This is a genomic window from Alteromonas sp. BMJM2 (assembly GCF_027257845.1).
Classification (GTDB): domain Bacteria; phylum Pseudomonadota; class Gammaproteobacteria; order Enterobacterales; family Alteromonadaceae; genus Alteromonas.
Window position 1 is genome coordinate 287098 of sequence record NZ_JAPVOT010000003.1, and the last position, 14583, is coordinate 301680.

A 14583-nucleotide genomic window follows, 5' to 3' on the forward strand; every position below is an offset into this window, starting at 1 on the left:
GGCAGTATTTTTTCACCAGTTTTAGCAAACTAAGCATGCGTTAGCAGTCAATCGCCCCGTTTTGAGGCAGGTAGGTAGGGTAAGGTGATTAGGTATAAGCCCGCTATGCAGGACATTTGCAGGATAAACAATCGCACGATTAAACGCGGCATCCACCTGCCCTATTTTTTCAAATAGAGCGCTATCTTCGCCAATATACGCTTTAGGCGGTAAGCCTACGGTAGTCGCTTGCCGCTTAAGGATATTCATATATTGTTCATAGCTGGACGACGTTATTTGTTCTAGCTGCGTCTCCTTATGTCGGTAAAAAGCTGTACCGCCGAGTGGCGTACTAAACAAGTAGTGCACCAATGCCCATTCTTTCTCGGAGTGAGTATCGATATGAGGAATACACTGAATCGGTTTTAGTGCATTGGCGCTGAATGTAGCCATTGAAAATTGTGACATGCTTATTTTGGCACTTGACCATTTTGCAGCGTATTCAGTGGATTGACCCTGTAAATAGCGGCTAATATATAGAGGCAGAGAGTTAGTAACAAACTCAATATATGCTAGGGGGCTCTGATGACGTAAACCGGGATAATGGTCATCTTTTCGTGGCTGAAATTTTGAAAGTGACAGCTGTGAAAGCAGTGCATCGGGAGCAGGATAGCAGTTGTCTATTATAAAAATAGGTATATTGGTTTTACCCACGTTAATGTGGCTTACCTGAGGACTTCCCGCTCCTTCAGATGGGTGTGAATGGACTAACGTCGATTTAGTTTTCAAACCACGCATCACCTTGTTTAATGGCTTTATTTTTCTTGTCGATTAATGCATAGATCTGTGCGTTTGACGCAGCCAACGTATAAATAGTTTGCAGCCAGCCTTCGGTATGCAAGCGTGTAATAGCGTTTGCACTTAACGCCCCTAGTTTTTCCTCATCGACGGTATACAAACCAGTAATTGATGTGTTCGCCCCGTTCTCAAAGGTTATGTCAAGCGTGATGGGAGTAATGAGATTGAGTGACTGAAGCGTTTCAATAAACATCTGGTTTTGTGACTCACCATCTAAAAGTTGCGCTAGAATTTGCTGCTTCTCGGCTAAAAATGCAGTAGGCTCCCCGGTGTTATCAAATAAGGCGCTACCTTCACTTTCATTAACGGCGGCGTTATCCATGTCCACACATAAAACGTGATTAACAGTATCAGATTGCTGCTCACTGCCAATAAAGAATGGGAGTCGGTCAATTTGAGCAGGAACATACACGGCCTCCCACCTACCTTGCTGCCAGAAAAGATTTTCACCCTCTTCAAAACCTAATAGGGCTGATAAACCGAATTTTCCAGTGTCATCAAATTTTGTCAGTACAACGGGATAGTGAACGATGAGTTTATTTATCTCAGAAGTCACTATCGGCACCAGATGCTGATTGGCACCTTGAGTATGAGCATGCTCGGTAATTCGTAAATTAGCATGATGTTGATTGTTTATAGCCACCATATTCGTCATGGGCTCTCCTTACACGGCCTGCAAGCCAAATTGATTAATTTTGTTTATAAGTTCGCGATGTGCCGGTAATTTTTCTACCAGCATGCTGCGCACCTTTTGATTTTGAGCGAGTTGCTGTTTTGCAAAATGAATATCAACCCACTGTTGATGAGGTTGAAGCTGGGTCTTAAACCCCATGCCATAAAGCACATATTGATAACTCGCTGCAGGAAACACTTCATTATTGCTGGTGAAGTCAAGGTCTGAAGGCGGGTGGTACTGCCAGAGATCTAATAACTCATGCAATGATTCGGGTATTGAAGTGCTTTCGCGATTGTCCCGCCAGAATTCGCTGTCGTCCCGTTGACTTAAGCAGTAATGAAGTTTCAGAAAATCGATAATACGTTGCCAGCGATAACTAAACGTATCGTTAAAGCGCTTTGCGATTAGGTCCATTACTTGGCGGTTTGCTGGAAGTTGTTCTGCAATCATGGTAGCGGAAAGCTCTACGAGAACAAGCGCTGATGCTTCTAACGGCTCTAAAAAACCTGCAGATAGCCCTACAGCAACACAGTTATTCTGCCAAAAACATTTTCGATGACCGCTTTTTATAGTGATTTCTTTAGGCTTGAGCTGATTGAATAGGCCTTTGTTATCGAGGTTCACGTAACTCTCTAGACGCTCGTAAGCGTCGTCTTGGCTTTGATGTTTACTTGAATAAACATAGCCTACACCCCTTCGCGACTGTAAACCTATGTCCCATACCCAACCTGCATCTTGGGCTGTGGATATAGTATGGGAAGCAATAGGACTACTTTCCTGTTCATAAGGCACGTGAACAGCAATTGCTCGGTCGATAAAAAGGACATCGTCGCAGGGTATAAAAGGCACTTGGAAGTGCTCACCCAGAAGTTTAGATTTAAAGCCCGTGCAGTCAACGAAAAGGTCGCCCTCTATTGTAATAGCTTGCTGCGTGAGAAGGGATTTAATGTCACCGTTTTCATGACTAACAATATCGCTAACGTCGGCCAGTATATGTTTTACCCCCAACTTCTCTTGGCAGTGTTTAGTAAGAAACTGCGTAAACTTGCCAGCGTCCAGGTGGTATGCGTAATTTGCGGTGCCTGCAAATTCAGCATGCCGAATGCTCTTAGGCGCTAAGCCTGCTTCACATATGGCTTCTTGAAAACAAACGGCGTGAGAAAAAGACTCGCCTAAGTCATCTTGTGTTGTTTGCCAATAGGGTCCTAAATTACCCTTGCTAAACCCTTGTGGAAGCATTAGCGGGTGGTAGTAAAAATCGTCTTTCTTACCAGTACGCCACTGTGCAAACTTTGCGCCTTGCTTAAACGTGGCGTTGCACTCTTTGATAAAAGTGGTTTCGCTGATGCCCAGTTTTATGAGTGTAGAGCGCATTGTGGGCCAAGTACCTTCGCCAACCCCGATAATAGGCACATTCGGGCTTTCTACTAGCGTCACTTGAATACGCTCAGACGAAGCGCATTGATGTTCAGCAGCAATCCGACCTGCAGTCAACCAGCCGGCGCTACCGCCACCCACGACGACAATACGTGTTATTGGAAAATTTTTCACTTGCTATCCTACCTTAAAGTAGCGGCTACCAAACAATAGCCGCAACATGTGATGTATCGCTACGCGAAATTAAAAACTTCCGCGTAAACCGAGTGCCCAACGTCTGCCACTGTCCTCTACCAGTAACAAGTGATTAGAGAAGCGACCTCTTTTATGCACAAACTCTTCGGTTAAATTGATACCTTCAAAGAAAACTTCCATGTTGTCAGTCACTTTGTAACTACCGCTAACATCAAGCTGTTGATAAGATTCAACGATTGTAGGGCCATCACCCTGACCTTGTGTTAAAGACTGTACAAACTCATCACGCCAATTGTAAGCAAGGCGAATTTGATAACTGTCAGTCTCATAAAACGCAACCAAATTATATGAATCGCTTAGCCCAGTAAGTGCAAAAACTTGATCTAAATTAAATGGATCAAGCTCTGCGTCACTCTCAACAATAGTACCGTTGGCCAGCATACCAAAACCATTGTCGAAGGTGTGTTGCAGTGCTAATTCGAAACCATATACCGTAGCATCTTCACCATTATTTGGTAGCGAATTAGTGAATACTGCTTCTCCATCTGCGGCATCTGCAGCACTTGTGTCAGCGCCAGTGGATGGATCGGTAAGTGTCGAGCCATCAGCTAATGTGAATGTTTTATCTTCTTGGCTATTAACAATAAAGTTGGATACCAACTTTCTGAAGTACCCTACCGATGCATAACTTGCCTCGCCATAATAGTACTCCAATGAAAGATCTAGATTGTCTGACTGGAAGGGCTCCAAGCTCGGATTCCCACTTGTAGACGTTAAATCTCCACCTTGGCGGGTGGTTGTGATAACCGTAACCGGCGACATACTATTAAGCGTGGGACGAGTGAGTGTCGATGATGCGGCTAAACGTGCGATTAAATCGTCTGTTATTTCTAAGCGCACGCTAAAGTTGGGTAATAACACATCATAATCAGATTCTGCCGCAATACTCTGTGCATCACCGAAGCCCGCTAACATCTCTGTTTGATCGAGAATGGTTAAGCCGGTAATTGGCGCTTGTGTGCCATTTACCATGACGTCAGTAGATTCATATCGAAGACCTGCTGTGGCGCTCAGGTACATATCAGCGACTTCGCCTTCAAAGTCCATTTCTAGGTAAGTAGAGAGAATATCTTCTTCGACCTCAAAGCTATTGTTTCGGCGAACAGCATCAAAACTAATCGCTTCACCGTTCACATTTTGATAGTAGGTTTCTAGAAAGGCAAAATTTGCTTCGCCATCGTGAGCAAGCCATGAGGTAGGCATACGCCCGCTTCCACTTACGTCAGAAAGAAAGTCGCCTCCAGCATCAAACACATCTTGAGAGCCGGCGGGAATTTCCGGCAAATCTGGATAGCCACAATAAGTACAGTGAATTCCTACGCCTTCATTGTCCCATCGTGTCAGCGATTTCGTTTCTGTGCTGTATTGGCCACCAAAGCGAATTTTTGTCAGGCCACCACCGTCAGTAACATACTCACCGTCAAAACGTAACTGACTTACTTCGTCTTCTACTGCCCAACCCCTTCTTAACATAACATGAGCACGGCTATTGGCCTCATCAAGATGATTACTGACGCCGTCGGGGCCAAGTGCAGCGTTATAGATGGGAAAGCCATCTGGGCCAGATATAATAGCTCCATCGAGCTCTTGCTGGCCGCTGTATATATTTTGGTTGGGTGATGCAAACATACTCGCAACAGGCAAAATACCATCGTCTACTTGGAATCTTACGCGGTTTGCATATCCAATCAGTGAAAGCTGATCACCACCGCCATTATTGGCTTCACGTTCCGCACCTGAATGACTTAAATCAAACGCTAGATTAAGGTTATCAGAGTATTGGTAGTCAAAGTTTAAACCCACTGCATAGGTATCGGTAAGGCGATCAAAAGTTTTGGCGTGCATGTCAGTAGCCAGCCCCACTTCCTGATACAAATCTATAATGGTGCCATTCTCGTCCACTGTTGGACTGCGTCTATTTCCGTTTTCATCAAACAAGCTACCATCATCGCCGACGCCTTGAATATTAGGAGCGGTAAACCAATGACCATAGGAAGTAGCTTCAGATTCCACGTCGAAGTCTGAGTAAAGTGCATCAGCAGTGACAACTAACTTATCGTTTGGTGCATACTGCAGTACTAAATTAGCATTGGTCCGGGTACGTTCTTCAAACGTTACTTTATGGTCATAATTACGTGGAGAGAAAACATTACCTGCCCAACTTTCACCACTTCGTGTAACAGGGTTAGGCACACCTACATTTTCTAGCCACCCATCCATTTGAGCTTGGTTTAATCGGGTTTGACGTTCTTGATGAGAAACTGCAAGCAACACACCAAACGTTTCATCGTTGAAGGTATTGCTAATTAACCCAGAGAATTGCGGTGTTGTTTCTTCACTATTTTCGTCGTAGATCCCTTTTACAGAACCAGCCACTTTAAAACCATTTAACGCAAATGGGCGCGCCGTGTTGATGTTTATAGTTGAGCCGACTCCACCAGATTGCATAGTGGCAGTAGAGGTTTTGTAAACATCGAGGCTACTTACCAGATCAGATGCTATCGTGTCGAAACTGAACGCACGGGAATCATTTTCAGACGCAATTTGTCGACCATTTACTAGTACAGTATTGAACTGTGGGCCAAAACCACGCACGGTTATAAGTTGTCCTTCACCCCCAGAACGATCTATTGATACACCGGTGATTCGCTGAAGTGACTCAGCTAAGTTGGTATCGGGAAAGTCCCCTATATCTTCTGCACTAATCGCATCGACAACGCCGGAAGAGCTTCGTTTGACGTCCATCGATTTTGCTACTGATGAACGAATACCATTTACCTCAATCACTTCTACATTTTTGTCGGGTTGGATGTCTTGAGCATATGCACTAGTTGTATAAATAGCGGAGGCTAAAACTGCTGCAACTGAGCAAGCAAGCTTGGTTTTCCTATACATGATGTTGTGTGTCCTAATGTTCCGGTACTTTTTAAAGTACTGGCATTTATTTTTAATATTGTGGTGTGCACCCCACAAACGTTTATATATCAACAGTATTTGACTGCTAATCCATCAAGACGATACGAATTGTAAAATCCCCCATATTTATTTAACAAATATTAAACAAAGGAGTGGGTAGGTATTTTAGTCTAGGCCGCCGAGCTCTTTGCCAAGATAGCTAAAGCTTCACATGTTTAGGGTTTGTGTTTCGAGTTGCTTGAAAAGCAATTACTTTGATGTGGCCCTTTTAATTTCAATCTAGGGCAAACGAGTAGGATGGCAGCAATAGCGTTGAATGAGAAATTGTCGCTTACGTATGCGCTAAATGAAGATGCGCCAGTACCCTATTGGCGAGCAGAACTTAACGCTGCTCGCAAATGAAGTTGAATTTATAGATTGTCCAAGCCCCATTACGCAATTTCTGAGCGCTTGTTACATTCGAAATTTCTGATTTATACATTGGTAATATAAATTGAATTAACCTTGCATACTCTCCAATGTTTTACCTTTTGTTTCCTTGACCATCGTCACAACAAAGGCCACTGATAATAACGCGCATAGCGCATAAAATCCGTATGCGCTTGCCAAACCAATGCTTGTTAACATTATAGGGAAGGTCATAGTTATTAAGAAATTTGCTGTCCACTGTACGAACCCAGCTATCGCCAAACCGGAGCCTCGAATTTGATTTGGAAACATTTCTCCTAACATCACCCACATGATTGGACCCCATGAAAGATTAAAGAAAAATACATAAGCGTTGGCAGAAATTAAAGCCAACGTGCCATTACCACCTAAGATTAAATTGCCATTCTCTGCAACACCAGCATTAGCGAAAACCCATACGAGCGTTAACAAGTTGACAGTCATGCCCGCTGAACCAATGATCAAGAATGGCCGCCTTCCCAGTTTGTCGATAAGGCTAATCGTGATGACGCAGGCAATAATGCTAACAGCCCCAACAATAACGTTTATCATTAGAGAATCAGATTCCGAATAGCCTACCGCTTGCCACAATACGGCGCCGTAGTAAAACACCACATTAATACCAACTAGTTGCTGGAACATAGCGAGGCCAACTCCCACCCAAACAATGGTTCGGACTTTGCCACCGGACATAAGATCTGAGAGTTTTGGTTGATGATGAACGGCTGTCAGTGATTTCTCGATTTCATCTATGGTTTGTTTTGCTTGGTCTTCTCCATGAAGCTTGATGAGTGTGCCTTTTGCTTCTTTGTGCTTACCCTTTATCACTAAAAATCTCGGACTTTCAGGTATAACAAGCAAACAGACAAAAAAGATTACTGCTGGAACAAGTTCAACCCAAAACATCCAGCGCCACGTTTGATAATCTAACCATAAAACTTGTGTTGAGCCACCCGCTGCGTTGGCGAGGAAATAGTTGCTAATAAATGCGCTAAACAGGCCAAAAATTATTGCTATTTGTTGAATAGTGGCAAGGCTGCCACGCATACGAGCGGGTGCGATTTCAGCGATATAGGCCGGAGCCATAACCGACGCCGCACCAACAGCTAAACCACCGAGAATTCGGTAGAAAATGAACTCAGCTGAACTGTTCGCAATACCTGAACCCCATGCACTAATAACAAAAAATACAGAGGCGATGACTAATAAGCCTTTACGCCCCAGTAGATCAGCCAATGTGCCAGCAGCAAAGGCGCCAACTGCACAGCCTAGCAACATGCTTGCAACGTTAAAGCCTTGACCAATCGACTTTGCTTTAAAAGCCATTGTTAATCCATCGACGGTGCCATTTATCACACCACTGTCAAAACCAAACAAAAAGCCGCCGATAGTCGCCGCCATGCTGATAAGTACAATAAAAAGTAGATTTTCTTTTTGGGAGTTATTGTTCATTAATTAGTTTCACTTTTTGACGTCTGAAAATTTCGTAGTCGGCGTCACTCACGTGCATTTTTTCGATTAAGAAATGCTACTTTGGTAAAGCATTACCTATTAATATCAATAACCTTTGCAGAGTTTTAAGCTTTAGCGCCGTAAACACAGATAGAAGAGGCCTTAATTGCTACAATCAAACTAACAATTCCGTTTCCCCCTCTACCATGTTGTGTATGGGGGTGCTCCAGTGCTTATTTAAAATAATGGTTTTATATATTGTGGTGTGCCAACTACGACCAACTATAAATTAACAGCATTTTTGCCATTAATTTATGAAGACGAAATAAAATGTAAAATCCCCCACTTTTAATTAACAATTTAAAAACAAAAATAATAGCTATGCAGGTAGTTGTGCCATTAATAGTCTCTCTAAAGTTGCCGAGTATATTATGCAATAAATTTTGCAGCACGATACTCGGCAAGGCTATATTACGATTTAGGCTCTACCCCAGACATAGCAATGTCTACCGCACTTTTTCCCATAGTTTGATTACCAACATATTGTGGGTCGAACGCAGTACGAGTAAAAATACGGCGAACTAAAGGCTCGAAGTGCGACAGTGGCTTGGTGGGATAGTCTGGGTCGAAAGACGCCTGATCCCATTTCTCACAAAAATCTACGCACGACTGATACCACGGGTGGTCTTTTAAGTAGTCACGTTCATTTCTGTCGCCACCTAAATGATGGGCGTAATAGAAATTTTGAAACAAGCCGTGCTGATTAATGACCCACGTCACTTCAGGGCGCACGTAAGGACGTAAAATAGAGGCCGCAAACTGAGAGTGGTTGTGCGGCGCTAAATCATCGCCTAAATCGTGAATAAGGGCAGCAAGGATCATCTCATCATCTGCCCCGTCTTCTTCTGCCCGCGTCGCCGATTGCAACGAGTGCTCTAATCGCGACACCTGATAGCCAGAAAGCGTATGCTCTAATTGCGCTAGCGCCTTTAAAATTCTATCGGGCAGCCCTTTGGTAAACTCATCTTCGTGCTTATCAAGAAATTCGAACTCTTCTTTTGTGCCGTCTTTCATTTGTTTGAATACTACGGTTTCCATACAGCGCCCCCTATTGACCAATCATTTTTTGCTTTAACAACTTATAACGCCCTTTCGGTGCATCGTAATCGATATAAGCGCCGTGCAGGTGACGCAAACCTTTGTTTGGATCGAAGCCTGTTCTGCCGTGTAACACGCGGGTATTGTGAAACATTTGAAGCTGACCAGGCTGCAAACAGAATTTCCACTCAAACTCTGGCGAACTCAGTAGCTGACCCAAGCGCTTACGAGCATTGTGAAAAGTAATAAGGTCGTCATCGCTTAACAAGGGTAAATTGTCTAAACGCGGGCTGTAGGCAATGCCGGTTACTTTTCCGGTCGCATCAGATTCAATAATGGTGCGACGCTCAACCAAATCGACTTCACTATCGAAATGACGAAAACGCACCGGCACTTCGCTAAGCATTTTGTAGCCCTTTGGCTGCTCTTTCTTTAGCTGCTCTAATACAGATAAACTGTCCACCAGCGTTGATAAGCCCTCACCCGCCTGGTTTTGTAAGCAATGCAGTAACTGAATTCCTGGCATTGGGTCGCGATACGGGTTGTCGGTGTGCGGCCCAAGTGGCACAGAACGATACGCTAAGTCGCTTGAATTAGGGCGGGAATAAACTTCAAAAGATTTACCAAAATTGGTTTCCCTTACGTGGCCAAAAATCTCGGCAACCTCAATGGTGGCCTCAAGATTCTGCGGCACGTTATCAACAATGATAACGCCATAGGTAAGAAACTTTTCAATTCCTGCAATAAGCCCTTTATCTGAATGCAGCGAATGATAGTCCACATGAAAAACCGACTTATCGATATCACTTTTCCAAGGACGTGGGGCTGGAGCGCCATCAAGATGATCGAAATCGGCGTTGAACTCGCTGAGGTCGTACTCACCGCTGTACCCATCGCTGAAGGTTAAGCTGGCGCGCAGTTCACTTCTCTTTTCCACCCGTGTGAGTGCTAAATCGGTATCTAGCTGATGCGGATCGAACAGGCGATGTTTGGTTGTCTTATCCACGTTTTCTGTATCCTGACAACGTTCTCTTAGCCACAGCGCTGGTAATGAAATTTCTTGTCCATCTACCGATGCCAGTACGCGAGCTTGTTGTTCATCTATGCGGTAATTGAGTGTTTGCACCTGTTGCACTTTTGATTTTTCCTCTGTGAAATGTCAGGCTGCGAGTATCAAGCAAAATTACCTAGCAACACAGTAGCTATGACTTATAGGAAACATGCAAATTCATTATGAAGCAGCGCAACGAACCACCAACACTGAATAGCCTTATTGCGTTTGATGCTACCGTAAAGCACGGTTCGATGACCCTTGCTGCTGAAGAATTAGGCATAAGCCAGCCCCTGGTGTCGCAGCGAATACGTGCATTGGAAGAGGTACTTGGCGGTGTGTTAGTTAATAGGGAGCACAAACCTACGTCTCCCACCATGGCCGGCATGAAATACTATAATGAAATAGAAAAGGCCCTTGCCACTATTCAGCGAGCTACCGATAGCGCAAAAACTGACTTTAACGATTTTAGAACCAAAATTTCTATCAGCGCCTATTTTGGGTTTGCGTTTCATTGGTTAATGCCAAGGCTGCAGCGTTTACAGCAAGCCTTTCCCGATTACCTATTTGAAATTCAGCCAACAAACAGCTTATCTGATCTTCTCGCTTCACAAGCAGACATTGTTTTTCACTATTCAAGCTTGGCGGGTAAATATGAATACGAACATATGATGATTGAGGAGGAGGTTTTTCCGGTGTGCTCACCTGAGCTTGCCGACAAGCTGGGCCTTAAAGCTGGACAAAACCTGACTGATTTAAGCAATATACCTTTGCTTCACAAGGATGTTGACGACCCTCGCTGGCCTAATTGGAAAAGCTGGTCGAAGGGCGTAAAAATAAAGCCTTCCACCAACCCTATTGTGTTTCGTTATAACAATTTCCCATTAATTGTTGAGGCCGCTGTGGCTGGGCAAGGTTTATGCCTTGGTTGGAAAGGCTTAATCACTTCGTTTATCGAAGAGGGAAAGCTCATTCCACTTGGCCCTAGCTTAACGTCGCCAGGCCGTGGCTATACCATTTGCTCCAACTATCACTCCACTTTCGCCATAGGCAACGTTATTAAATGGCTGGTGAATGATGCCTAAGTTAACAAGCACTAATACTGTCGGTAATCGCTAACTCCGTTTCAATACGTTCAGCGAATTGTTCAATTACATCAGCATCACTTGAAATGAGCTCAATCCTTGTATCAGCAGCGCCCTCTAGTAGGCGCTCTTGGTAATCGCCATCCACAATATTAAAGCTGAATACGCCCTTGTCGGTATGAATGACCGCTTTTAGTCTTTCTGCATTTAATGCGCTAAAGGTTTGTTTGCAACGCTCGAAATTAAACTGCCGATTAGCGGAAGTCAGCCACCCTCTTGAGTGGTAGCCTTCGCCGCGATTTGCAATTTTTAACGTTCCTTCCGGCGGTGCCTGTAACGCTTTAGACGGGGATGCCTTATTAGCGTGGTGGTGCACTTTTTCACTGTTAAAGGTTTCCCTAAATAATGAGCGCTGTTTGAGAATACTGACGTCTACTTTTCCTTTTTCAGAATAAATAATGGGTGTAGACGTAACACCTAATTCACCTGCATAACCCTTTAACATATCTGAATAGTCGCTCTGGTATAAATCCGTCTTTGTAGCCACTATGGTATCTGCGATTTCTAGCTGCTCTTGAAAAGTAGGATGATTACGCCATACATTATTCTCAAGCTTTCTCGCATCAATTAATGTCAGTGTAGCCTGCACATTAAGCACATCTCGATAATGTTCCTGCATGAGGGTTTGCAGTACTTCCTTAGGATGACCTAACCCCGTCGGTTCAATCAGTAACCGGTGAGGTTTTGCTCTTGCGAGCAAAAAGTTAAGGGCAATTTGCATAGGTAAACCCGACGTGCAGCACATACAGCCACCAGGAACTTCTTTGATAAACACACTCGTGTTGGAATCGCCATCTGCCGTGGGTGCTAGCATTGCTCCATCGATACCCACTTCACCAAACTCATTAACCAGCACAGCCCATCGTTCATCAGCGGGTTTGTTCGCTAATAATTGCTGAATAAGAGTGGTTTTTCCGGCACCCAGCGCGCCTGTAATGATATTGGTAGGTATGTTTTTAAGCATGGTGTTAACTTGCCTTTATTTTTATTTATTACCACGACCCATACATAGGGTTTGGTAATAAAAACAACGTTTTATTGAGCTCAGTAAGCACAACATCAACGTCGGCATGCTCCTGTGTTACTTGCTTAAAGTCTTCGATGTTATCGCCAATTTGCATCACTATTTTGTGGCTTTTATTCCACGTAACCGTGCTATTGTTCGGTTTAAAACACTTGGCATTGCCCGAGGCAATGTGAGACCTGCGCAAGTCTTTGTCGTTAAGAAAAGATTCGTTATCAACGGCAGTAATATCAGCTTGAGAGCGACCTAAAAGACAGGCATTTTGTGCAGTGAGTGGCAAACCGTGCTCTAACAGATTGCGCCATGTGTGCTCATTGAGACTGGCGTCCCTATTGGTAATGAGCCCAATCTTTCCGCCTTCCCGCAACACTATTTCAATAAACGTTGCGGCTCCTGGTGTTAATGTGGCTTTTTCAGACTTAACCCAGTTAGCCCACCCTGCTTTGGAGTAGCTTTCTCCTGTGGTATCTAACCCTACCTGATAAGCACTGTTATCTAATACGGTTTCATCAATATCCATTACCACAACCCAAGGCTCTGCAGGCTTTTCCATCTGCATTATTGCCTTTTCGGCTAACTGGTAGGTTCCCCGCGCAATGGTTTGATATTCCTTAGACATAGTTTGCCATTTAACGGAATTAGAAAGAGGAAGGTCACCCTTGTTAAGGGTTACATCCTGTGTCGCTATTGATAAAGAACGGTCACTGTCACTAACAGGTTGGCTTTCACCCGCAATACCGTTTTTAGCTGCCGAGGTACAGCCAGCACTTAATCCAACGGCGATAAACGCGACAGTCAGTTTTGTTAGTAAATAGCGCATGGTTGTATATTCCTTTTTTCACTTGCTAGGCATAGCGTTATTGAGTTCAGTACCACTATACCTAGCATGTACTAAATAAGACGATTAATCGTGGTCGTGTTCGTCTTCTTCAATACCTACCCACACGATACCTGATGGCACCACATCTAGCTCTGTATCAGATTCTATTTCCAACGTGTCTATATTGATATGCAAAACGTGCTGAGCAATAGGGTCTGCGACAAACAGTAGATGATCATTTTGTGCCATGGTCATGGAAAAGTTCGTGCCTTGTGGCATGCTGCTTACATCGTCTTCAGCAATCTGTAGCTGCCCTTCAAATTCAAACTCTACCTCGCCGTCATGCATGTGTAGCTCATACTTTGATACATAACCTGCGTCGTCAAGAATAACCAGGGCTTCCCCATCGTACGAAAAGGCATATGAAAGTGGGCTAGCGTCAGCCTCACTTTGCCAATCTACTACTTCCATTTCATTGCTTGATGGGTTGATACTTACTAGTACTAGCTCTCCCGTGGCACGTGAACTGGCCACACCAAGAAACAATTCTGCTTCTTTATGCCCGTATACAGACCCAACTCTGAGTCCGTCTAGCTCAGGAATATTATCAACTTTAACAGACTCAAAATCGTCATCGTGGGCGTGCGCAATAATAACCCCGTCAGCGCAACCAAATACAAAGAAGGTTTCGTTTTGTGCTGCACCGTGTAAGTCAGGACAAGCTTGCTCGAGTGTTTGCTCTAGCTCATACTCGCCATCGTGCAGATGATAGACGCCAATTTGATCGGGCAATATTTTTGTATTTGAAGTACTTTCACTATCGTCTCTGCGAATAGTAGAAAGCAGAATGTCGTCATGAGCCTTTGCAACTCCATGCATGTTGACGCTGTAATCTAGTGTCGGTATCGCGTCACTCTCAGACGTAATATCCCCGTCATTTAGTACGTGAACTGACGCGGGAACTCCCGCCTCACTGTCGCCATCGTAAAAAACCGTCATCTGCCCATCAAATGAACCTACATGAGTTGGTCGGCTTCCCGTTAGCACAAAATCACTCATTACCGGGGCTTGCTCGTAGTCATGCAAATGCTCCACATGATCTTCTCGCCATAGCCCACCGTCGATAAACTCTACTACGTCATTATTACGAGACGATACCACCACATATCGTGAGTTAGCTGATGAATACATGCTGCTGCCATCGTACGTTAAGCTAAACGTATCAAGCTGCATGCCGTCGTCTAAATCAACAATTGTTATCGCCATATCAGACATTACGGCCAAGCGCCCAGCACTTTCTATTAAAAAGTCATCTTCTGGTGCTGCGCCTTCGCCACCATCTGAGTCGTCTGGCGCTTCTACAATTGGATCCCGTTCGATAATAAGTGTTTCTGCATCGCCACCGCACCCAGTAAGTAATGCGCTTAATATTGCAATGCTGAGAGCACTGAGTTTTTTGTTTGAATTCATTTTTCGTTCCTTACT

Annotated in this window: 11 protein-coding genes; 1 reads left to right on the forward strand and 10 read right to left on the reverse strand. The window is 44.2% G+C overall.

Annotation, left to right across the window (positions count from 1 at the left end; translation table 11 throughout):
- Positions 1-21: 21 nt before the first annotated feature.
- The 7 genes from O9X84_RS05715 to O9X84_RS05745 form a co-directional block, all read right to left on the reverse strand.
- The gene (locus O9X84_RS05715) at positions 22-768 is read right to left on the reverse strand and encodes a DUF6445 family protein (RefSeq protein WP_269518669.1); all 747 of its coding nucleotides are present in this window, start codon (positions 766-768) and stop codon (positions 22-24) included.
- Complete coding sequence (locus O9X84_RS05720; RefSeq protein ID WP_269518670.1) at positions 758-1492, reverse strand: SapC family protein; 735 nt, start codon at positions 1490-1492, stop codon at positions 758-760. Before O9X84_RS05720 ends, O9X84_RS05715 begins: the two co-directional genes overlap by 11 nt.
- Before the next feature lie 9 nt (positions 1493-1501).
- Complete coding sequence (locus O9X84_RS05725; protein ID WP_269518671.1) at positions 1502-3064, reverse strand: tryptophan halogenase family protein; 1563 nt, start codon at positions 3062-3064, stop codon at positions 1502-1504.
- Positions 3065-3133: 69 nt separating this feature from the next.
- A complete protein-coding gene (locus O9X84_RS05730; RefSeq protein WP_269518672.1) occupies positions 3134-6040 on the reverse strand; it encodes a TonB-dependent receptor in 2907 nt (968 codons plus the stop codon).
- Between the two features lie 519 nt (positions 6041-6559).
- Positions 6560-7960, reverse strand: a complete 1401-nt coding sequence (locus O9X84_RS05735; protein ID WP_269518673.1) for a sugar porter family MFS transporter — start codon at positions 7958-7960, stop codon at positions 6560-6562.
- Positions 7961-8431: 471 nt separating this feature from the next.
- Entirely contained in the window at positions 8432-9058 is a 627-nt protein-coding gene (locus O9X84_RS05740; RefSeq protein ID WP_269518674.1) for an HD domain-containing protein, read from the reverse strand.
- 10 nt (positions 9059-9068) lie between these two features.
- A complete protein-coding gene (locus O9X84_RS05745; RefSeq protein WP_269518675.1) occupies positions 9069-10193 on the reverse strand; it encodes a TauD/TfdA family dioxygenase in 1125 nt (374 codons plus the stop codon).
- A 98-nt stretch (positions 10194-10291) separates the two neighbouring features.
- Here O9X84_RS05745 and O9X84_RS05750 point away from each other — a divergent pair, with 98 nt between their 5' ends.
- Positions 10292-11194: a LysR substrate-binding domain-containing protein gene (locus O9X84_RS05750; protein ID WP_269518676.1), complete on the forward strand. Its 903-nt coding sequence runs from the start codon at positions 10292-10294 to the stop codon at positions 11192-11194.
- 1 nt (position 11195) lies between these two features.
- On the opposite strand, the gene O9X84_RS05755 is transcribed toward O9X84_RS05750, so the two are convergent.
- The 3 genes from O9X84_RS05755 to O9X84_RS05765 form a co-directional block, all read right to left on the reverse strand.
- Entirely contained in the window at positions 11196-12218 is a 1023-nt protein-coding gene (locus O9X84_RS05755; protein WP_269518677.1) for a CobW family GTP-binding protein, read from the reverse strand.
- Between the two features lie 28 nt (positions 12219-12246).
- Positions 12247-13098 (reverse strand): 5'-nucleotidase, lipoprotein e(P4) family, encoded by an 852-nt coding sequence (locus O9X84_RS05760; protein WP_269518678.1) that lies wholly within the window; start codon positions 13096-13098, stop codon positions 12247-12249.
- An 84-nt stretch (positions 13099-13182) separates the two neighbouring features.
- Complete coding sequence (locus O9X84_RS05765) at positions 13183-14568, reverse strand: 5-methyltetrahydrofolate--homocysteine methyltransferase (protein WP_269518679.1); 1386 nt, start codon at positions 14566-14568, stop codon at positions 13183-13185.
- Positions 14569-14583: the final 15 nt, after the last annotated feature.